The 21,945-nt window shown below is 35.2% G+C and carries 22 protein-coding genes; 16 read left to right on the top strand and 6 right to left on the bottom strand.

Features of this window, described 5'->3' with window-relative positions; genetic code table 11:
• Nucleotides 1-3 precede the first annotated feature (3 nt).
• Complete coding sequence (locus MHH98_RS20115; RefSeq protein WP_051448586.1) at nucleotides 4-294, bottom strand: hypothetical protein; 291 nt, start codon at nucleotides 292-294, stop codon at nucleotides 4-6.
• Between the two features lie 178 nt (nucleotides 295-472).
• Between MHH98_RS20115 and MHH98_RS20110 the strand changes: the two genes are divergently transcribed.
• The 3 genes from MHH98_RS20110 to nhaC all read left to right on the top strand — a co-directional run bounded on the left by MHH98_RS20110 (nucleotide 473) and on the right by nhaC (nucleotide 3,634).
• A complete protein-coding gene (locus tag MHH98_RS20110) occupies nucleotides 473-607 on the top strand; it encodes a hypothetical protein (RefSeq protein WP_268746455.1) in 135 nt (44 codons plus the stop codon).
• 258 nt (nucleotides 608-865) lie between these two features.
• Nucleotides 866-1,972 (top strand): amidohydrolase, encoded by a 1,107-nt coding sequence (locus MHH98_RS20105; RefSeq protein WP_076034248.1) that lies wholly within the window; start codon nucleotides 866-868, stop codon nucleotides 1,970-1,972.
• 210 nt (nucleotides 1,973-2,182) lie between these two features.
• A complete protein-coding gene (gene nhaC, locus MHH98_RS20100; protein ID WP_038180472.1) occupies nucleotides 2,183-3,634 on the top strand; it encodes a Na+/H+ antiporter NhaC in 1,452 nt (483 codons plus the stop codon).
• A 43-nt stretch (nucleotides 3,635-3,677) separates the two neighbouring features.
• Here the strand turns inward: nhaC and MHH98_RS20095 are convergent, their stop codons facing one another.
• The gene (locus tag MHH98_RS20095) at nucleotides 3,678-4,922 is read right to left on the bottom strand and encodes a hypothetical protein (RefSeq protein ID WP_340713427.1); all 1,245 of its coding nucleotides are present in this window, start codon (nucleotides 4,920-4,922) and stop codon (nucleotides 3,678-3,680) included.
• A gap of 95 nt (nucleotides 4,923-5,017) precedes the next feature.
• Between MHH98_RS20095 and MHH98_RS20090 the strand changes: the two genes are divergently transcribed.
• From MHH98_RS20090 to rbsK, 8 genes are all read left to right on the top strand, one after another.
• Nucleotides 5,018-6,127: a mandelate racemase/muconate lactonizing enzyme family protein gene (locus MHH98_RS20090; protein WP_076034250.1), complete on the top strand. Its 1,110-nt coding sequence runs from the start codon at nucleotides 5,018-5,020 to the stop codon at nucleotides 6,125-6,127.
• Nucleotides 6,128-6,146: 19 nt separating this feature from the next.
• Complete coding sequence (locus tag MHH98_RS20085; protein ID WP_076065532.1) at nucleotides 6,147-6,833, top strand: N-acetyltransferase; 687 nt, start codon at nucleotides 6,147-6,149, stop codon at nucleotides 6,831-6,833.
• 138 nt (nucleotides 6,834-6,971) lie between these two features.
• The gene (locus MHH98_RS20080) at nucleotides 6,972-7,931 is read left to right on the top strand and encodes a nucleoside hydrolase (protein WP_038180464.1); all 960 of its coding nucleotides are present in this window, start codon (nucleotides 6,972-6,974) and stop codon (nucleotides 7,929-7,931) included.
• Nucleotides 7,932-8,470: 539 nt separating this feature from the next.
• On the top strand, nucleotides 8,471-9,070 hold the full coding sequence (locus MHH98_RS20075; protein ID WP_038180462.1) for an ECF transporter S component: 600 nt from the start codon (nucleotides 8,471-8,473) through the stop codon (nucleotides 9,068-9,070).
• Nucleotides 9,071-9,177: 107 nt separating this feature from the next.
• The gene (locus MHH98_RS20070) at nucleotides 9,178-9,921 is read left to right on the top strand and encodes an energy-coupling factor transporter transmembrane component T (RefSeq protein WP_038180459.1); all 744 of its coding nucleotides are present in this window, start codon (nucleotides 9,178-9,180) and stop codon (nucleotides 9,919-9,921) included.
• The gene (locus tag MHH98_RS20065; RefSeq protein ID WP_038180454.1) at nucleotides 9,918-10,778 is read left to right on the top strand and encodes an energy-coupling factor ABC transporter ATP-binding protein; all 861 of its coding nucleotides are present in this window, start codon (nucleotides 9,918-9,920) and stop codon (nucleotides 10,776-10,778) included. The genes MHH98_RS20070 and MHH98_RS20065 overlap by 4 nt, the downstream gene beginning before the upstream one ends.
• The gene (locus MHH98_RS20060) at nucleotides 10,771-11,583 is read left to right on the top strand and encodes an energy-coupling factor ABC transporter ATP-binding protein (RefSeq protein WP_076034253.1); all 813 of its coding nucleotides are present in this window, start codon (nucleotides 10,771-10,773) and stop codon (nucleotides 11,581-11,583) included. The genes MHH98_RS20065 and MHH98_RS20060 overlap by 8 nt, the downstream gene beginning before the upstream one ends.
• A 13-nt stretch (nucleotides 11,584-11,596) precedes the next feature.
• Nucleotides 11,597-12,493: a ribokinase gene (gene rbsK / locus MHH98_RS20055; protein WP_038180448.1), complete on the top strand. Its 897-nt coding sequence runs from the start codon at nucleotides 11,597-11,599 to the stop codon at nucleotides 12,491-12,493.
• A gap of 85 nt (nucleotides 12,494-12,578) precedes the next feature.
• Here rbsK and MHH98_RS20050 read toward each other — a convergent pair whose 3' ends face one another.
• The 3 genes from MHH98_RS20050 to MHH98_RS20040 form a co-directional block, all read right to left on the bottom strand.
• Complete coding sequence (locus tag MHH98_RS20050; RefSeq protein ID WP_038180446.1) at nucleotides 12,579-12,827, bottom strand: hypothetical protein; 249 nt, start codon at nucleotides 12,825-12,827, stop codon at nucleotides 12,579-12,581.
• A gap of 48 nt (nucleotides 12,828-12,875) precedes the next feature.
• Nucleotides 12,876-14,165, bottom strand: a complete 1,290-nt coding sequence (locus tag MHH98_RS20045) for an Nramp family divalent metal transporter (protein ID WP_038180443.1) — start codon at nucleotides 14,163-14,165, stop codon at nucleotides 12,876-12,878.
• 164 nt (nucleotides 14,166-14,329) lie between these two features.
• Nucleotides 14,330-15,040 (bottom strand): Fe-S oxidoreductase, encoded by a 711-nt coding sequence (locus MHH98_RS20040; RefSeq protein ID WP_038180440.1) that lies wholly within the window; start codon nucleotides 15,038-15,040, stop codon nucleotides 14,330-14,332.
• Between the two features lie 1,019 nt (nucleotides 15,041-16,059).
• Between MHH98_RS20040 and MHH98_RS20035 the strand changes: the two genes are divergently transcribed.
• From MHH98_RS20035 to tatC, 4 genes are read left to right on the top strand one after another with little or no spacing between them, the layout of a single operon-like run.
• The gene (locus MHH98_RS20035; protein ID WP_038180437.1) at nucleotides 16,060-16,800 is read left to right on the top strand and encodes a gluconate 2-dehydrogenase subunit 3 family protein; all 741 of its coding nucleotides are present in this window, start codon (nucleotides 16,060-16,062) and stop codon (nucleotides 16,798-16,800) included.
• Between the two features lie 17 nt (nucleotides 16,801-16,817).
• Nucleotides 16,818-18,530: a GMC family oxidoreductase gene (locus MHH98_RS20030; RefSeq protein ID WP_038180436.1), complete on the top strand. Its 1,713-nt coding sequence runs from the start codon at nucleotides 16,818-16,820 to the stop codon at nucleotides 18,528-18,530.
• A gap of 20 nt (nucleotides 18,531-18,550) precedes the next feature.
• The gene (gene tatA / locus MHH98_RS20025) at nucleotides 18,551-18,754 is read left to right on the top strand and encodes a twin-arginine translocase TatA/TatE family subunit (protein WP_038180429.1); all 204 of its coding nucleotides are present in this window, start codon (nucleotides 18,551-18,553) and stop codon (nucleotides 18,752-18,754) included.
• Nucleotides 18,755-18,769: 15 nt separating this feature from the next.
• Nucleotides 18,770-19,648, top strand: coding sequence for a twin-arginine translocase subunit TatC (gene tatC, locus MHH98_RS20020; protein WP_038180427.1), 879 nt, complete (start codon nucleotides 18,770-18,772; stop codon nucleotides 19,646-19,648).
• A 141-nt stretch (nucleotides 19,649-19,789) separates the two neighbouring features.
• On the opposite strand, the gene MHH98_RS20015 is transcribed toward tatC, so the two are convergent.
• The gene (locus MHH98_RS20015; RefSeq protein WP_038180425.1) at nucleotides 19,790-20,371 is read right to left on the bottom strand and encodes a TetR/AcrR family transcriptional regulator; all 582 of its coding nucleotides are present in this window, start codon (nucleotides 20,369-20,371) and stop codon (nucleotides 19,790-19,792) included.
• Between the two features lie 275 nt (nucleotides 20,372-20,646).
• On the opposite strand from MHH98_RS20015, the gene MHH98_RS20010 reads away from it, so the two are divergent.
• Nucleotides 20,647-21,906: an MFS transporter gene (locus tag MHH98_RS20010; RefSeq protein WP_340713426.1), complete on the top strand. Its 1,260-nt coding sequence runs from the start codon at nucleotides 20,647-20,649 to the stop codon at nucleotides 21,904-21,906.
• Nucleotides 21,907-21,945: the final 39 nt, after the last annotated feature.

The raw sequence follows: 21,945 nt of genomic DNA, 5'->3' as shown, positions 1-21,945 counted from the left end.
ATTTTATTTTGTTTCTTTAAAAGAGATTGGAGTAGGTTCTATATTTAAGTCTGGTTGAATAGGCTTAAATTCTAACAATGCATCTTTGGATAGTGGAGATGATGAACGAACTTGTTCAATTTCTAAACGAAGCCTTTCAGTTTCAGCTATAAAACTTTGTTGTTTCAGTTTTTCAAGCTCAATTTCATCTTTTAGTATAGAATGTTTAATTCTCAAGCGATCATTGAAAGCTTTCGATGAAATAGCGACAATTGGGATTAACATTGCGAAAATGGGAATTATATAAGGGCTCATGAGCAATCTCCTTCAGTTGTATAATGTTTACATTATTATACTGTAAATTGTTGGATTTAGATTCATATTTATAAAATAACAGAAAATTTAAATTAATTAGGTTATAATCATTGATTTTATGTGGAGAAAATTGTAATATAAAAAAACCATAAAAAATATTTTTAAAAGGAGGATGCTAATGAAAGCATCAAGATTTGAAACGTACTTAGTAGATCAGGATTTTGAGGTTCAAAAAGAAGAGGAAAAACGTGAGGAGATTTGCCATGAGAATAATAGTGAGCAATATCCTGAAGGTTTTTTTACGGAGTTATAATTATTAAACAGCCGTATTTAAGGGCTGTTTTTTTTATGAAACGGGAATTGATTTTACATAATTTAGTTAATTTACATCAAATTCAAGAGATTTAAAATATACGAGTAATTTTAAGAGCTCCATAAACAATGTTAAGTCACTAAACTTTTATTCGTTTCTTAGTAAAATTATTTACAGGAAATTATAATAGGACAGAAAAGCTTAGTTGGAAATCTATTCATTTTTGCAGTATGATGTGATTCAGATGAGGTGTATAACATGACAATTGATGAACAAATAGTAAATTGGTTTGAGTATTTTCATGCGAACCCTGAAATTAGCTGGGAAGAACATGAAACAACAAAAAAAATCGCGTCTATATTAGATGAGTTGAGTATTTCTTATAAACTTCTTGGTGATGTACCAGGTTTACTAGCAGAAATCGGTGAAGGGGAAGATGTAGTAGCAGTACGTGCCGATATTGATGCTTTATGGCAAGAAGTTGATGGTGAATGGCGTGCTAATCATTCATGTGGTCATGATGCCAATATATCGATGGTGTTAGGCGCACTATTACATTTAAAAGAGCAAAAGCAAAAGTTAAATCACCGTGTTCGTTTTATCTTCCAACCTGCTGAAGAAAAAGGAAACGGTGCTGTTGCTACCTTTGAAAGAGGGGCAGTTGAAGATGTAACTCATTTATTTGGTGTGCATTTACGTCCTATTGAGGAACTTAAAATAGGGCAAGTATCTCCAGCTATCCACCATGGAGCAGCGGTATTCTTAGAGGGCAGTATCCATGGAACAGATGCCCATGGTGCACGACCACATCAAGGACAAAATGCTATTGATGTTGTAGTAGCTATCCAACAAATGGTGAAGAATATTTATATATCTCCATTTGAGCCAAATTCAGTGAAATTAACGAAAATTGTAGCAGATGGTGGGAGTATCAACATAATTCCAGGTAGTGCAAACTTCACAATGGATGTTCGCGCGCAGAAAAATGTTGTATTAAAAGATATGCAATCTAAAGTTGAACATGGATTAGAAGCAATTAAGCAACAATTTAATGTGGATATTACTTGGAATTGGGTGGATTTAACACCAGGTGCTGAAGTATCTTCAGAGGCTGCAAAAATGGCAGAAGAAGCGATTGTTGAAGTATTAGGTAAAGAGTATCTAACTCCACCAGTTGTAACACCAGGTAGTGATGATTTCCACTTCTACACAGTATTAAAACCAGAATTAAAAGCGACAATGATCGGTATTGGCGCTAATTTAGCGCCAGGATTACATCATCCTAAAATGACTTTTGAAAAAGAAGCATTACTTGATGCTGCTAAAGTTTTATCGAAACTACTTTCAAAAACTCTAGTAAAATAATTTAAAAACCTATGCGAAGGAATTCTTTGCATAGGTTTTTTATTTTTTAGTAATATCTGTTAGATGAATTTTGCTAGTTTATGAATAATAAATGATAGCGTTTTCAAAAAAGGTTTGACTCAAAAAGAAGTGGCTATTACTATTATTATAATAGTGATTATTTATAGACTATTCTAAACTATTTATATTTTCGCAAAGGGGTTGTGAGAAATGAAAAAGGAGATAAGTGCAGGTTGGGCTGGTTTAACATTTTTGATTATGATTATCACAATGTTAGTGACAGTCGTGGTGTTAGATCAAAGTCCACATGTGCCGCTAATTGTGGGGACAATTGTAGCGGCGATTGTTGCTTGGAAACATGGTTATAAATGGACAGAGATTGAAGGCATGATGTATAAGGGGATACGACTTGCGTTACCAGCAATTGTGATAATTATGTTAGTCGGATTGACGATTGGTGCATGGATTGGTGGAGGAGTCGTAGCGACGATGATTTTCTACGGTTTGAAAATTATTTCACCAGCATGGTTTTTAGTAACGATTATGCTTATCTGTTCAATTGTGTCACTGGCTATCGGAAGTTCTTGGTCGACAATGGCTACAATTGGTGTAGCTGGAATGGGTATTGGTTTAAGTATGGGTATTCCTGCAGCAATGATTGCAGGGGCGGTTATTTCGGGCTCTTATTTTGGTGATAAGATGTCTCCGCTTTCTGATACGACGAATTTAGCTGCGGGTTTAACAGATACAAATTTATTTGATCACATTAAGCATATGTTTTATACAACAATTCCTGCGTTACTTATTTCGTTAGTTGTATTTGGCATACTTGGTCGTCAATTTGCGTCATCTACAATGGATATTGGGAAAATTGAAGGAACATTAAGCGTTTTACAAGAAAGCTTTGTTATTTCTCCGTGGTTATTATTAGTACCGGTTATTGTAATTGTATTGGTAGCGAAAAAGGTACCTGCTATCCCTGCTTTAATTGTTGGTATTTTGTTAGGATTTATAGCTCAAATTTTCGTGCAAGGCGGTGCACCAGCAGACGCAGTAAATGCCTTACAAGAAGGATTTAAACTAGAAACTGACAATGAAATGGTCTATGAGTTGTTTAATCGTGGCGGCTTAGATTCAATGATGTTCACTGTTTCTATGACTCTTGTTGCGATGACTTTTGGTGGTGTATTAGAGTATTCTGGTATGCTTCAATCAATGATGAATATTATTGTGAAAGCTGCGAAATCAACGGGTAGCTTAGTAGCTGCAACAATTGCTTCTTGTATTACAACAAATGCAACTTGTTCGGAACAATACATATCTATCGTTGTACCTTCTCGTATGTTCGTTAAGGTTTATAAAGATAGAGGACTGCACTCTAAAAACTTATCACGTACTTTAGAGGATGGCGGTACATTGACTTCTGTGTTTTTCCCATGGAATACGTGTGGTGTATTTATACTAGCGACACTAGGTGTAAGCGCTTTTGAATATGCGCCTTATGCGATATTGAATTTTACAGTACCAATTCTTTCAATTATTTATGGATATATTGGGTTTTCAATCGTTAAATTAACGCCGGAAGAACAGGCATTAATAAAGAGTAATGAAGCGAAGTTAAAAAAGGAAGAAGATTTAAATAGTGTACCTGCACTAGATTAATAGGCAAAAGCCTTCTAGCATATTTGATGTCTAGAAGGCTTTATTAATTGTATGTGGAAAAATTCAGCTCATATAAACTGCGTGGTCGACCTTGCTGATATGTCATCTCTTCTCCAACGATTTTAGCGTAGTTATGTTCAACAAGTTTTTTTAGAATACGCTCTGTTGTTCTCCGTGTTACTTGTAAATGCTCGGATAAATCATGAGCTGTAAATTGTAACGACTGTCTCGCTTTACTAAAGGCCATAATTTTAGAAATGTTGAGTGGGCTAAGTTTTGTTTCCTTCGCCATAAGGACAATATAAGGATCTTTAGCTTGTAATGATAATGTTGAGGCTTTATTAGGAAACGGTCCTTGTAGTTCTTTGTTTTCAGTTAAGATATAAATAGCATTAGGAGATGCATAATTTAAAGCATGTTGTGCATTCCTTTGAGCTTCTAATATAGATTCACCATAACCAAAGACGAGCTTCACCGACTTTTCTGAAACAGTAAAGAAAGACTCAAGTTTGTTTTGGGTAAGTGCATTTTGTAAATGTCCATATGTTGTGAATAATTCAAAACGGCATGTATCTACTTGTTGATATGAAGCATGGATGATAGTAGCTAATTGATCTACCGTTTGTAGTGGATTATGTGTAGCTTCATTGAACTCTATAATTCCGGCAACTGCTTTTGCAGATTCAAATTTTGTTAATTGTGATAAGGATATAGATTCATTTAGATGCCGAATAATTGAACTTTTTGGATCAAGCATACGTATGACAGGAATGTCCAATGCCGTTAATTCATCATAAATAGCATGAATACTCGTTATGATTAAGTCAATTTGCCTTGACTGCCAAAGAGCAATATGATTTGTAAGTAATTGCTTAGTTGGTGTCGATAATTCAATTTCTTGCGTGAAGGGTAATTGCCCTTCAAACTGGATATCATGCAAGACATTTTGTATAAAGGTAGAGCTCATTACATCAATAGATAATCGGTCAATTGTAACATTATGTTTTGCGATGGCAGAAAGAATAGTTGTTGATATCATCGTTTCATCTTGTTTTATATATGTCCAAGGTATTGGCCATTGATGTAATAAGTGTTTAGCATATAAATAAGGCAATGTCCCTGCCAACAGTAGAACATCACAAGGTTTTACTTGTTTCATTAAATTAGGTGTTTCTTCTGGTGAATTGTAAATATAAAAATCTAATTGTATATGTGGTACTTCGTGTGAGATAATATTGAGACGATTCATAAATGCTTTTGAACAAATGACTGCTATTTTTGTTGACATAGAATATGACTCCTTTGTTATATTTTTTTATTAATTAACGACTATTTAACGACAACTATAACAGCTCGTAAATAAAAAGAAAAGAGTGAATATAAATGAAAATTACTGAAATTGAAATTTTTGCTATCGAGCTACCTTTAATTGAACCATTTATTATTAGTTATGACACATATCCATCAATGCCCTCTATAATCGTGAAAATGACTACGGATGAAGGTATTATAGGTTACGGTGAGTCTGTCCCCGATGAACATGTAACAGGGGAGACTTGGGAAAGCACTTATGCTGTATTAAAAAACCAACTTGCACCATTAATGATTGGTCAAGATCCAATGGCTTTCGAAAAGATTCATGCATTAATGGACAAGGCAGTTTATCAAGTACCTGCAGCAAAGGCAGCGATTGATATTGCTTGTTTCGATATAGTTGGTAAAAAATTAGATGTACCAGTCTACCAACTAATTGGTGGGCGTTATCATGAGAAGTTCCCAATAACACATGTACTAAGTATTGGTACACCTGAAAAGATGGCAAATGAAGCAGAAGAGCGTGTGAGACAAGGCTACCGCTCATTCAAAATGAAGGTTGGAACAGAAGTCTTGAAAGACGTAGAACGTATTCAAGCGGTACGTGAGCGTGTTGGGTTTGATATCGCAATCCGAGTAGATGTCAATCAAGGATGGGAAAATAGTTCCACAACTTTACGCGGTTTAAGAGCATTACGTGACGTTGATTTAGATTGGTTAGAGCAACCTGTTGTTGCGGACGACATTGATGCGATGGTAGAAATAAAATCTAAAACAGATATTCCTTTAATGATTGACGAAGGCTTACATGGTGTAAAAGAAATGCGTGAAATTATTGCTAAACGTGCTGCTGATAAGGTCAATATTAAACTGATGAAATGCGGAGGTATTTACCCAGCGATGAAATTAGCAACAATGGCTGAAATGGCAGGAATTGAATGTCAAATCGGATCGATGGTAGAATCATCAGTCGGTTCTGCGGCTGGATTCCATGTTGCATTCTCAAAAAAAATCATGACAAGTGTCGAGTTAACAGGTCCATTGAAATTTTCAAAAGATGTGGGTAACTTAAAATATGATGTACCATTTATTTGTTTAAATGAGCGTCCAGGATTAGGCATTGATATAGATGAGGCTATCCTACAAGAACTTTGCCACTACTCGCATGTAGTGAAATAACAATTGGAGGAGGGCTTGAATGAACAGTATATATAAAGGTCATTTAGGTGAAACACCATTTGATATACGCTTATTAGCAATGGAACATTTAGCGATCATACAACAATTACAAACTATTGTTTATAATGCATTACCAGATCAATCCGTGTTACAGCCTCTATCACAAGAAGAATTTGAATATATTCTTCATGGCAACGGCTTAATGATTGGAGCATTTGTAGGAGAAGATTTAATTGCATTCCGTGCACTTCTTGAGCCTGAAATTGATGATGAGCATCTTGGACGTGATTGTGGAGTAGAAGAATCTCTATTACCACGTGTTTTATACCAGGAAATTTCAAATGTTTCGCCTGATTATCGTGGCTTTGGTCTTCAAAAGACATTGGCTAAAGTTATTATGGACCAGGTAGATGTGGAACGTTTTGATTATATTTGTGCGACAGTAAAGCCGTTCAATATTCCAAGCCTAAAAGACAAATTTTCTCAAGGTATGATGGTTGCAGCTTTAAAATTAAAATATGGTGGAAAGCTTCGTTATGTATTTTTCAAAAAAATAACTGAAGAGGTTTTGTCATTCAATGAATCATATAAAGTATTAATGAGTGATACCCCTATGCAGCAACGTCTATTAAAAGAAGGCTGGCTTGGTGTACAAATGTTTCTAGAAAATGACGAATGGATTGTAGAATATAAAAGAATGAAATGAGTATTTGCCACTTCCGATAAGGGAAGTGGCTTTTAAATATAAATACAAGAATATACTATGATGATACAATCTTGAAAAAGGGTTACAATACTTATTGAAGTAAATATATAGAATTAACTGTATTGAGGAGTGAATCTATTGAATAAAATCCCTGTAATATTAGACTGTGATCCTGGTATTGACGACACAATGATGCTAACACTTGCTTTTGCAAGACCTGAGTTAGATATTCGTTTAGTAACAACTGAAGCTGGAAACGTATCGCAAGATAAAACAACGTATAATGCACTTAGTTTCTTAACGTATATTAAACAAGATGTTGAAGTAGCTAGAGGTCTTGATGCTCCTATGTTCCGTACATTAGAAGTGGCTGAAGAGATTCATGGTGAAGGTGGATTAGGCAATGTGAAATGGGCGGAGCCAACTCTACAAACGAGTGATCGCTCAGCTGTAAATGCAATGCGTGAAACACTTTTAGCTAGTGATGAGCCTATGATTATTGTAGCAACTGGCCCATTAACAAATGTAGCAGCGTTATTATTTGCACACCCAGAAGTAAAACCGAAAATAAAAATGATTTCATGGATGGGTGGAGCAGCAGTAGGTGGTAATGTGTCAACAACTGCTGAATTTAATGCTTATGTTGATCCACATGCGGTAGAATTAGTTTTCCGTGCAGGTTTACCGATTGTTATGAGTGGTTTAGATGTAACGCATAAAGCATATATTACCCTTGATGAAATGGAACGATTAAGCAAGTCAGGAACTCCGTTTGCTGAAAAAGTTGCAGAGATGATGAAATTTTATACATTCACACAATCACAAACACCATTTCACGCTCCAAATTTCGAGAAACAAATTCGTGTACATGATGTGTGTGCAGTTGCATATCTTGTTGCTCCAGAGTTATTCCAGGGTGGAGATTACTTTGTAGAAGTGGAGTTGGAAGGCCGTTTAACAGCTGGTTCAACAATTGTTGATTATGTAGGTAAAACAGGTAAAGCGCCAAATGTTAAAGTACTACATACAGTTAATCGTGAAGGATTTATCGAATTATTCTTTAATGCAGTGAATACGATTGGTAAACAATTAGCTTAAGGAATAAGTATTTAAAAACTACTTGATATCTATTTAGATATCAAGTAGTTTTTTTGTTTTTAATAGTAGTATTTGATAACACTCATAAATATATTAAGTAAAACAGTGATTGAAAAAATAGTAAAAACATAATAATCAAATGTTGTAACTAGATTGATAATAGAAAAAGGTTTTGCCCCCAATATTAAGGATTTTATTTGTTAGTGGGAACATATCGCCTAAAGCATTCTAGATGATGTAGTTTCGAATGAAATACAAAGTGTCCTAAGAATTTTGATTGAGTTTAATGTCACAAAAACCATATTTCCATCATTAGATGAAGTAGGAGAAGACAATGCAATTAATACAGGCTTTCTATATGAAGGAAGGAAATAAAAAAATGTATCCGCTTACACGTCTGTCGTGTGGCTTTATATGTATGATAATCAGAATTATAGAGGGAGTTGACTTCTATGTGAAAACAATATGATAGGTATATGGAGATGCACTTATTGAACAGTTACTTTGAGGTAGAAAAATAGCCGAAGGAGGAAGATGAGATGAAACGTAGCTTTAAAGACGATTTTAATATGTTAGCAATGCTTTTAATTCCAATAGGTGTTGCGGTTAATCTAGTAGGGTTCCAGGTTGCTAATGTATTAAAATTACCTATCTTTTTAGATACCATTGGCACAATTTTAATCGGTGTAGTGGCAGGGCCTTGGGTAGCGCTTTTAGCAGGACTTATTACAAATTTAATTAATGCTATTTTTAATCCTATTTATTTACCGTATGCGTTAACATCTATAGCAATAGGGATTGGTGCAGGTTATTTATCTAAGTTTGGTATGTTCAAACAAATTGGTAAAGTGATTATTTCAGGTATTATTATCACATTTATTGCTGTCATTGTATCTGCACCAATAACCGTTTTAGTTTTTGGTGGCGCTACAGGTAATACATCAGCAATTATTACGGCGACATTTTTAGCAGCAGGCCAAGAGTTATGGACTGCAGTATTCTCTTCTTCATTTATTACAGAAGTAGCTGATAAAGTAGTCTCAGTATTAATTGTATACTTCATTGTTAAAAGTATGTCAGATCGTTATTTATCCAAAATGAATTATGGGGAACTTTATATGAAACGTAAACAACGTTAATACTACTAAGCTCTTTCTATTTTCGTTGTCGGTTTATCAATGGAAAGGAAGGGGCTTTTTTCTCTATGATTTAGATTTTAAGACATATTTTTAAGGAGATGCCAATAATGAAACTAAATCCAATATTAAAATTGCATCCATTGACAAAATTGTATTTTACTTTATTTGTAACAATCTCAGTTATTATCATACCTAGTTATATATTTGCATTTACTTGGTTTCCTATACTACTTGTGATAGCTATTATTGCGGGAGTAGGAAAACAATATTTAGACATTGTTGTGAAAGCATTAGTGTTTTTACTGGGAATCGTTTTTATAATGCAACTTTTTTTCTATCCAGGAGACCAAGTTATAGGTGAATGGTGGATATTTGAGATAACTAAAGAAGGGTTACAGTACGGACTCGTACTAACTTCACGTGTGTTAGCAATGGGTTCAGCTTTCATACTTTTTTTCAGGATTACAGAAATACGTGATTTCGTAAAAGCGCTGGAGGATTTGGGTATGCCACCCATGGGTGCGTATATTGTATTATCAACGCTACAAATAATTCCTGAAATGAAACGCCAAGCAAATACTATTATGGAAGCGCAAAAGACTCGAGGAGTGGAAACGGAAGGATCACTTTTGATACGTGCAAAGGCATTTATACCAATATTAACGCCTCTAATTTTATCTTCTATTGCAAGTACGGAGGAACGTGCTATCACGCTTGAATCACGTGCATTTTCTGCGCCTACTAAAAAAACGAGCCTACATAAGTTAAAGAATAGTAGCTCTGATAGGACAATACCAATTGTATTACTTATTTTGATGATTAGTCTTATTGTTTGGAGGTTTTTCTTATGAAAAATATCATTGAAATAAAAAATATGTCGTATCGTTACCCTGTTAGCGATGATTTTTGTTTGAAAAATATTACATTTTCAATTCAAAAAGGAGCATTTACAGCCATTGTTGGAAATAATGGAGCTGGAAAAACAACGCTGTGCAATGCGATACGTGGTTTTGTTCCACATTTTTATAAAGGTGAATTAGCAGGAGAAGTTATTGTAGATGGCAAGCAAATTGTAGATTATCAACTTGGACAACTAGGTGGAAAGATTGGCTATGTATTTCAAAATCCTTTCAGTCAAATTTCTGGTGTAAAAGATTCTGTTTTTGATGAGGTTGCATATGGTTTAGAAAACTTAGGTGTACCAGTAGAAGAAATAATACAAAGAGTTGAAGATGTATTAAAACTAGTGAACATTGAACATTTAAGAGAAAAAAATCCATTTGAATTATCTGGAGGACAAAGGCAACGTGTTGCGTTAGCCGCCATTATTGTAATGGATCCAGACATTTTGGTAATCGATGAACCGACATCTCAGTTAGATCCCATTGGTACTGAAGACATTTTTAATGTTATTCGTATCATGAAAGAACGAGGTAAAACGGTATTACTTGTAGAGCACAAAATGGATTTAATTGCAGAGTATGCCGATAATATATTAGTACTCCATGAAGGATCACTTGTTATGCAGGGACCTGTAAGAGAGGTTTTTTCAGATTCCAAGTATTCAACATATAATATTCAATACCCATACGTTACTGAAGTGGCTTTAAATCTTAAAGAGATGGGTGTTCCATTAAAATTTATCCCTATTCAAAATGAAGAACTACCGAAATCTTTAGAGATAGAGTGGGAGGAAAATAATGACTAATATAAAAATAAGTAATGTAAGTTATTCATATCCAGATGGAACTCTAGCTTTAGAAGATTTTTATTTGTCTATATTAAGTGGAGAGCGTATTGCTATTATTGGACAAAACGGTGCAGGGAAAACAACAGCTGTAAAATTAATGAATGGATTATTAAAGCCAACTAAAGGAAATGTTTTAGTCGACGATATGGATACAAATGAATACACAACAGCGCAAATTTCTAGAAAAGTAGGTTATGTTTTTCAAAATCCTGATGATCAAATTTTTCATAATAACATAGAATCAGAAGTACGTTTTGGACCTAAAAATATGGGCTTTCCTGAAGAGAAAGTAGACAAACTAACGGATTGGGCAATGGATTTATGCGGTGTGAAAAAATTTAATGATGAGAATCCATATAATTTACCTTATTCTGTCCGCAAGTTTGTAACAATTGCATCTGTTTTAGCAATGGATTCGGATGTTATTATTTTAGATGAACCCACTGCAGGCCAAGATAAGGTTGGTTTAGAACGTTTGGTACACATTTTAGAAGTACTTGAAGAAAAGGGAAAAACGGTTATTACAATTACACATGATATGGAGTTTGTAAGTGAATATTTTGATAGAATTGTTGTTATGGCGAATCGTAAAATAGTTGTAGACGATAATGTAAATCAAATTTTTTATAACCCTGATGTTCTAGAAATGAGTATGTTAAAGCCTCCTGCCGTAACAAAAATGGCTAAATTATTATCCTTATCGGATGGTATAACTACGCAGGCCCAGCTTCTAGCTGCCATTTCCGAAAAAGTTAAGCCATAAAGGAGCAAGTTAAATGAAGACTAAAAAAATAATAGTAGCAGGTAGTATTAATATTGACCTTGTATATGAAGTACCTCATATAGTAAAAGAAGGTGAAACAATTCACAGTACGAAACATGATCTGTATTTTGGGGGGAAAGGAGCTAACCAGGCAGTTACTGCAGGGCAGCTAGGTGCAGACGTCCAATTTATCGGGAGTGTTGGAGCCGATGACCATGGCATTCGTGCGAAAGAGAATATGGAGAGAAAAGGTGTTAAAACTGAAGCGATTTCTTCTCAAGGCGCAACAGGCCAAGCAATCATTCAGCTTTCTGATGTTGGTGAAAATTCGATTGTTCTATTCCCAGGAGCCAATTTCCTTGTAACACCTGAGCAGATCCAAGAATCAGAAGCTGCTTTTAAAACAAGTGATATATTGCTATTACAGTTGGAGATACCTATTGAAGCAGTAGAAAAGGCTGCAGAGCTTGCATATGCAAATGGGGCGAAAATCATCTTAAATCCAGCACCTGCACGAAATATTCCAGATTCACTGTTACAGAAAGTATCAATATTAACACCTAATGAAACAGAACTTGAATTGTTAACAGGAATTTCAGCAGATTCGGAAGAAAACTTGCAAAAGGCATGTTCTATAATGATAGGAAAAGGAGTACAAGCAGTAGTCGTAACGCTTGGAAGTAAAGGTGCGTTTTATATGACTTCCGAAGAAAGTGGATTCATAGCAGCTGAAATGGCAAAAGCAGTGGATACAACAGGAGCAGGGGATTCTTTTAACGGAGCTTTAGCGGTTGCATTATGTCATGGAGATTTGCTTACAGATGCTATTGCATACGCTTCAAAAGTAGCGGCATTTGTAGTTACTGAAATGGGTGCTCAACCAGATATCCCAAGTACTTTATGTAGATAATTAATTTTAAAGATAAAAGCCTTACCTAAAGTATAGATAAATACTTTAAGTAAGGCTTTTTAATACTTTAATAAAATATTCGATCTTACGTTTCTATATCCTCTTTCGAGCGTGCGTATCTCCGTTTAGTAGAAGAGGTTGATTTTGTTCCATGATGATTGTCTTCATCCTTCACTTTATCATTCAATTCTTCAACAGGAATGGCGTCAACTGTTTGCATATCTTCATGCAAATCGAACAAGCTAATGGAATCTGTATCGACAACATCAGGATTATCTAGATAGGGCAAATCAGTGAAAATCTTTTTATCAGCTGGAATTTCAGGTCTCTCCATTTAGTCACACTCCCTTGTATATAGAAGTGTGCTCGAACTTGTTTATGATTATGCACCGAATGCCATTTGATAAAGTAAATATAAATTTAAGGAAATTACGATTGCAGCAACTATCCAGCCAACAATTGTAGTAATTTTATAATTTACAAGCTCGCCCATGATTCTTCTATTACTTGTAAAGATGATAAGGGGAACGAGTGCAAATGCGATACCAAATGATAATATGACTTGGCTTAATACCAATGCATAAGTTGCATTAACACCAAATGCAATAATAGCAAGAGGAGGCAACATCGTAATTGCTCGTCGTAAATAAATTGGGATTTTTCTTCGTATAAACCCTTGCATTACGATATCTCCAGCCATCGTACCAACTGAAGAACTTGCTAGACCAGCAATCAATAATCCGAGTCCAAAAGAAATACCAGCCATCGGTCCTATATATTGTGTTAAACCTTCAAATGCCACATCTAAATCTTCAACAGCAATACCTTTGTTAAAGAACACGGCAGCTGCAACAATTAACATACTCATATTAATTGCTCCTGCAATTATCATAGCAATGACAATATCAATTAATTCAAAATGGAAAATTTTTCGTTTTTCTTCATTGGTACGGCCAATAACACGACTTTGTGTTAATGAAGAATGTAAATAAATTGCATGAGGCATTACAGTTGCTCCTAAAATACCTGTTGCAAGTAAGATGGAATCTACACCCTCAAATCGTGGTGTGAAAATACCTGAAATGACACCACCCACATCTGGCTTCGCCATAAATGTTTGAAAGGCAAATGCTGCAACGACTATTAAAACCATTCCAGATATGCCTGCTTCAAATGCACGATATCCACGACGTTGTAATTCTAATATAGCAAATGAACCGGCTGCTGTAATAAGTGCTGCAGGTAACATAGGAATACCGAATATTAAATATAACCCTAGAGCAGCGCCTATAAATTCGGCTAAATCGGTTGCCATAATGACTAGTTCAGCTTGTATCCATAAAAATATTGATGTTTTTTTAGAAAAGTTTTCACGAGCAACTTCCGGTAAGTTTTTTCCTGTAGCAATCCCTAATTTTGCAGAAAGAGATTGGATGAGGACGGCCATTAAGTTTGAAACTGCGATTACCCATAATAGTAAATAGCCATATTCAGAGCCGGCAGTGATATTTGTTGCAAAATTTCCTGGATCTATATAAGCGACAGCAGCGATAAAGGCTGGACCAAGGAAAGGTAAAATGCGTCTGAAGCCTTTCACATCGCCTCTTAATACATCCTCTGCTCTAGGTGCTTCGAAGCGTTTGTAGACATTTTTCTCTCTAGTCTTCGTCATAGTTTCCCACACTCCCAAAAATGTTGTATGAACAATAAAGTTTCCTGGAGGAAACTTTAAGTGTTTAAATTATAATCCTCAATTTGGAAATTGTAAAGAAAAATTTACGATTATCCGAATAAAAAAATCATTAAATTTTCAGTCTTCTTATAGATGGGGAAAACTTACTTTAAAGGGCAGAAGCCACATTGTAACCATCCTGGTACGTCTTTTGAGAAACAACATGTTTTACGAACAGGGATATTGACTAATTTAGATGGATGTTGACCACCAGTATACTTTGCAAATTGAGAGCGCTTTAAGAACTTAGACCATACTTTATCATCCTCTAAAATGTCTAAATCAATACGTGCCTGATCTTCAGTTGCAGGATTAGACAGTAGGGTATGGAAATGCCATAACATATAGCCGAAAATGTTTTCCCACAGCATTAATGGAGAAACAGATGTAATTTTTCGTAATTGCTGAATAATTTCCTGACACTGTGTGAGCAAAATATGTGCAATTACTTCTTCGCGTTCTGAATCATCAACAATGCGCCAATCGTTTTCTTTAATAAAAATGCAAAGCGCTGTTCTCCCAAATTCTTCACGTGCTCCAAAATGGATTGAAGAAACATCGCTATCCCAAACTTCGTCATATGTACTAAGCATGTAAAACTGCATAGCGATGAACATGCCATAGCGTTTTGTGAAATATGAAATCGCAGTAGTTTCTGATGTTACACCACTTATGGCATACATAAGATTCATAAAATCAGGAAGAAATGAATCGTCTTGCAATTGATCTAGCCGGAAGAGAACTGTTGATGGCTCGTCCGTATATACGCTGTATGCATTTAGTTGTTGTCTTTGATCCTTTGATAAAGTACCCATTTAATCACCCCTTACAAACTACTATACAATAAAATTTTAAAGACCTATTGGATAAATATTTAGACTTTCGTAGAAAAAGAAAGTAAAAAAATCTAGAGAATAAAATATAAGTGAATTTTCTATAAAATGCTTGACTATTTATATGATAATGATTATCATTATCATATAAAGAAAAACCTCCTTTACAACATAGCAAGTAGAGAAGGACTTTAATTAGCTACTTTTCTCCAAAATTTAGCTAAACAATACAATGTGTTCTTAAACCCCCCTCAAAAGTTTAAGAATATATCGATAAAACTGGAACGGTAAGCCTTTAATGGCTTACCGTTTTTTGTTTTTCTTAACACTTTCGTATAGAAAAGTAGAAAGTAATTAAGAGTGAGAAATGATTTCTAAAATGAAATTAAAACCTCCTTTAACAAGCTAATAATCATTCCGAAAGATTTTTCTGAAAAGTAAAAAACAGTAATTATTATAGGTGTTTTGAGATGTTATTAATATGAAAAATACACTATAAAATTATATTGAAATACTTTTATTCAAAATAAATATATTGATTATTGTAATGATTATGAATTTTGATAAACGAAAGTTTCGGTGTATGAATTATTTTTACTGTATATCTTCATTTTTCCATATTAATTCCTAATTAATGAAAATAAATAAAATATACCAATTTAAAAAAGTCTATAAACCTATAATAAAGCCCTTATAATGTAAAATTTATGATTAATAAGTTCTGTTGTTCTTCTGAAGTGAGATGATTAGAATTGAATATGTGACATTTTTCGAAACTTTTTTATTAAGACATTTTTGTGAACTTATCGATTTCTCTCCAAACAGATGGTTTCTTAATAATCTGTTTGAAGAATAATCGACAACTGTTTTTACATAACGTATTTTATTAATTAAGTTAGGAAAATATTATTTTCAAAAAGTAGTCTTGGGGTAACGGTTGCTTTTTTATGAGTACTTAATGACAAATTTAGTACGAATAAAGTATTAAGGGAGGTTCCTATATGAGTAAGAAAGATTTATCAAGACGTGATTTCTTAAAAACAACAGGTATTGCAACTGGAACATTAGTAGGTGGCGGCTTAATTGGTGGATTAATCGGATTTGGTTCGAACAAGAATAATTCATCAAACAGCGATAAAAACGCATCTAAAGATCAGGCTGCAAATACGAACAGTAAAGGTAAAATGTTCTTTACTACTGATAAAGAATTCGAAATTTTATCAAATGCAACAGAACGTATTTTCCCTAAAGATGACTTAGGTGCAGGTGCGATTGATCTTGGTGTTCCATATTTTATCGATCATCAATTAGCAGGTAACTATGGCAGTAACTCTAGAGAGTATATGCAAGGACCTTTCTATGCTGGTGAAGCTACTCAAGGTTACCAATCACGTTTAACAAGAGCAGAGATATTCAAACAAGGTGTTGGTAAACTTGAAGCGGAAGCTCAAAAACGCTTTAAAAATGGATTCTCATCACTTGATGATAAGCAAATGGATGAAATTCTTACTGCTTTCCAAAAAGGTGAAGTAGCAATGTCTGGAGTAACTTCTGCATTTTTCTTTACATTACTGCGTTCAGCAACAATTGAAGGAGCATATGCTGATCCAATGTACGGCGGTAACTTGAACATGGAAGGATGGAAAATGAAAGGCTTCCCAGGTCACCAAATGTCATATATCAATGTAATTGAAGAAGATAAATTCCAAAAAATTGCACCTAAACCATTAGGTCAACATTAATACAGGAGGTTAGAAAAATGACTAAAACTATGCCCAAAGTAGACGTTGTAACAGTAGGGGTAGGTTGGACAGGCGGTATCGTCGCAGCTGAAAGCGCGAAAGCCGGTTTGAAAGTCGTAGGTTTGGAACGTGGTGCTAAACGTGGAACAGAAGATTTCATGAACGTACATGATGAATATCGTTACGCAATACGTTATGAATTAATGCAAAACCTATCAAAAGAAACTGTAACTTTCCGTAATAATCGTAAACAAAGAGCACTACCAATGCGCCAATTAGGTTCATTTTTATTAGGTGAAGGTCTTGGTGGTTCTGGTACTCACTGGAACGGTCAAACATATCGTTTCTTGCCATATGATTTTGAAATGAAGACAATGACTGAAAAAAAATATGGTAAAGACAAATTAGGCTCAGATTATTTAATCCAAAACTGGGGAATGACTTATGATGAGTTAGAACCTTATTTTGATAAGTATGAAAAAACAGCTGGTATATCAGGTGAAGATAAAAACCCATTCTGGGGTAAACGTTCAAGCGAATATCCAACACCTCCAATGAAGAAAACCCCACTACTGCAAAAATTCGAGAAAGCAGCTGATAAATTAGGCTACCATCCATACATGGTTCCTTCTGCAAACTTATCAGAAGCTTATAAAAACCCAGATGGCGAACAAATTAATGCTTGTCAATACTGTGGCTTCTGTGAACGTTTTGGTTGTGAATACGGTGCAAAAGCTTCTCCAGAAGTAACAGTTATCCCAACTGCTAAAAAGACTGGTAACTATGAAGTGCGTTGTAATTCAAACGTTATCGAAGTATTAACAAAAGGTGGAAAAGCTACTGGCGTTAAATATATTGATACAATTTCTGGTGAAGAATTTATCCAACCAGCTGATGTAGTTGTGTTAACAAGCTTCATGATGAACAACGCAAAATTACTAATGGTATCTAACATAGGTGAAATGTATGACCCTGCAACTGGTAAAGGTACACTCGGTCGTAACTATTGCTATCAAATCATGCCAGGTGCAACAGGTTTCTTCGATGAACAATTCAATACATTTATGGGTGCAGGTGCTCTTGGTATGTGTATCGATGACTTTAATGGTGATAGCTTTGACCATAGTGATTTAGACTTTATCCATGGTGCTAACATTGCACTTATGCAATTAGGTAACCGTCCAATTGGTAATAACCCAGTACCATCTGATACACCAACATGGGGAGCAGAGTTTAAAAAACAATCTATTATGAACTACACGCGTTCATTAAGTCTTGGCGGTCAAGGTGCATCTATTCCACATAAGGAAAACTTCTTAACTTTAGATAGTACTTATAAAGATGCATATGGACAACCACTATTACAATTAAACTATGATTTCACTAAACAAGATATTGCTTTACACAAATTTATCTCTGATAAATCAGCAGGTATTTTAAAAGAAATGGGCGCTAAAAAGGTTGAAGCACGTGCTCCAATCGATCACTACAACATCGTACCTTACCAATCTACACATAACACAGGTGGTACGGTTATGAGTTTAACTCCTGAAGAAGGTGTTGTTAATAAATACTTACAACATTGGGATTGTGAAAATCTATTTGCAGTAGGTGCAGGTAGCTTCTCTAATAACAGTGGTTACAACCCAACTGCTACAGTAGGTGCGCTAGCTTACCGCTGTGCAGAAGGTGTCATTAAATACAGCAAAAAAGGCGGCTCTTTAGTCTAATTATAAAGGAGGAATAAAGCATGGGATTTAGTTCAATAGGTGTACCAGGATTAATTATTATTTTAGTTATCGTTTTAATCGTATTCGGTCCAAAAAAATTACCTGAAATCGGTTCAGCAGTAGGGAAAACTTTTGCAGAGTTCAAAAAGTCTACTAAAGGCTTAATGGATGACGATGAAGATGTTAAAAAAGAAAAAACAACAACTGATAAAAAAGAAATTTAAGTAGAGGGTGTTCGTATGGATCCGTATGAAGAAAATGGAAAAAAGGTACTTAGCCCTTTGGATTTAATCAGTTCGGATGAAAATGAAACTCCAGAAACAACAGAAGATGCTTCTGTTGAAAATCGAGAGCCATCTCCTACTCCACCAGAGGAAAATGAGGAGGAAAAAGGAAGTTTGGTTAACGAATCTCTTGTTGCTCATTTAGCTGACTTACGAAAACAAATCATAAAAGGTGTTACTATTTTTGTCATATTCTTCATCATTGTATTTGCTACGGTGAATAAATGGCTTCCGTATGTAACACGTGGACATGATTTAGTCATTTTAGGTCCGTTAGAAGTGGTTAAATTCTATATGTCTGTTTCTACCACAATTGCACTTGGTCTTTCACTACCATTCTTAATGCATTTTATTTGGCAGTTTGTTAAACCAGGATTAAAAGAAAATGAAAGCCGCTTTTTAGGATTATATTCTCCTGTAATGTTGTTACTATTTTTAGTAGGGGTTTCATTTGGTTATTTCATTATTAACCCGCTTAGCTATCAATTTCTTATTGGTATAGGTGAATCAAACTTTAATGTGATGATATCAGCGAGTGAATATATTCACTATCTCATCATGACGACTGTTCCAATAGGTTTACTATTTGAACTGCCGATTATAGCTATGTTTTTATCAACGATTGGTATTTTGACTGCATATACAATGAAAAGTATTAGAAAATGGTCATATGTATTTATGGCAGTATTTTCTGCACTTATTACACCACCAGATTTTATGAGTCAATTACTTGTTCTCATACCGATGATTTTACTTTATGAAATCAGCATTCATTTAGTAAAAAGAATCGAAGATAAAAAAGCTCTAAAAGCCAGTTTAGAGAATGTAGATTAATGATAGTCTATTTGTCTGAGTATTAAAAAGTCCTCTATGAAATAATTGCAAATTGCAGTTATTATCATAGAGGACTTTTTTTATTGAATAAATTATTAATAGCATTAAATTAAAACAATTCCGTAGTTGAATATACAATCATCACTTAAGTAATGTGAGCGTCGCTGCTATTGCATTGTCGACAAATGAACGTTGGGGGCGAGATTTCAACATAACTGTTAGACCGATTAACGCTACAATCAGTGCCTGTGCCAAAGGCTTTGCATCTGTGTTGGCTTCCAGCTCACCTGATTGGATTCCCCGCTCGATCGTCTCCTGAAAAATGACGGCTAGATACATTTGATGTTCTCTGGTTAAGATTTCAAATTTCTCATCATGAGGTGCTAGTTCAACCATTGTATTGATACAAAAACAACCTTTACTAAGATCTTCTGCGTATTCTTCAATGACGACATCTGCAAAGAAAATAGAAAATGCCTCTTTTACAGAGGAGTGACTTTGAAGCCTAGTTCGTATATCAGAGGCCCGAGACATTGTATATCTGCGAAGTGCGGCTTCAAATAATTCTTTCTTATCTCCAAAAGTCGAATAAATACTAGGGCGTTGAATACCCATTCTAGAAGTAAGATCACTTAATGAGGTAGCCTCATATCCCTTCTCCCAAAATAACTGCATTGCTGCATCTAAAACTTGATCCTCATCAAATTCACGGGTTCTTGCCATTAAGAATTCACCTCTTCAAACTTTGATTTTATTAATTGCTTAGGATGTATGTGTAGGTAATTACAATTGCTATTTTCAATACCAATCAGTATGTAATTATTATATTATTAGCCATTCAACATGTCAAACCACTCCCCATTTATTTAATGTAATATTAACTTTAATGCAAATAAGTTGTTGACATAATGAATGTGGTTAAGATATATTTACCAGTAATTATATTGTACCGAACGGTATGTTATAATCAAAAATCCAATATGATTGGGGGTTAAGGTGTGTGCGAAACAGAGACGAATCTAGAAAATGATCCACTCTACACCAAGATAAGTGATAAATATTCCATAACGAAACCTAATTTGAATCAACAGCCATCAATGTCTCGCGCGTTGGCATTATTGTTTGCGATTGCCTGTGGAATGTCTGTTGCCAATATTTATTTTGCACAGCCGTTGCTTGATCAACTATCTAATGAGTTTGGTATTGACCATTCCATTATTGGTGTCGTTATTACCATCACACAGATTTTTTATGGATTGGGCTTACTACTACTCGTACCGCTTGGAGATTTACTAAACCAGCGACGTCTAATTGTCGGCCAGATGCTATTATCTATAACAGCTCTGGTTATAGTTGGTACTGCCTTCTCTAGCATGGTACTTTTCGCAGGTATGGCTTTGGTGGGTCTGCTTGCAGTTGTGACACAGACTCTCATGGCGTTTGCAGCGACCATCGCTTCCCCTATAGAACGAGGTCGTGTCGTTGGCATTGTAACAAGTGGGATAGTCATTGGCATACTTCTCGCACGGACTTTTGCTGGTATATTAACAGATCTTGCGGGTTGGCGTTCCGTATATCTAGTTTCTGCTGCGCTCATGCTTTTGATGGTTTGTATGTTTTTAAAGTTGTTGCCCAATGTTGAGCGCGAGGTAAAATCACTATCCTATTCTCAGTTGATTAGATCGGTGCTTGTTTTGTTTATTCAAGAACGAACATTACGCGTTCGCTCCGTTCTAGCCATGCTGATTTTTGCTGATTTCAGTATTTTATGGACTTCACTAGTCCTGCCACTAAGCACACCTCCATTTGCTCTATCTCATAGTGCAATTGGTGCATTCGGTCTTGTAGGTGTGGCTGGAGCATTGGCTGCGGCACGAGCAGGGAAATTGGCCGATCAAGGTTACGGACAACGAACGACAGGTATTGCTTTAGCTTTATTATTGATTTCATGGTTGTTCATCAGTTATATAGAGCAGTCATTAATCGCATTAGTGATAGGTATAGTTCTACTTGATTTGGCCGTACAGGCAATACATGTTACAAATCAAACCATGATCCTTCCATTGCGTACAGAAGCACGGAGTCGACTTACTGCTGGGTATATGGTGTTTTATTCTATCGGCAGTGCTGGTGGTTCCATTGCTTCGACTCAAATATACGCACACTTTGGCTGGGGAGAGGTTTCCTTACTCGGAGCCTCTGTCAGTGCTTTCGCTCTTCTTTTTTGGGCTATGACCAGCCGAGTTAAGACTTCATGAAATAAACATGTGTTAGCCAATATGAATAACACATTACTA

The sequence above is a fragment of the Viridibacillus sp. FSL H8-0110 genome (assembly GCF_038003565.1).
Lineage (GTDB): Bacteria > Bacillota > Bacilli > Bacillales_A > Planococcaceae > Viridibacillus > Viridibacillus arenosi.
This window is presented reverse-complemented; position numbering and strand designations above follow the sequence as displayed.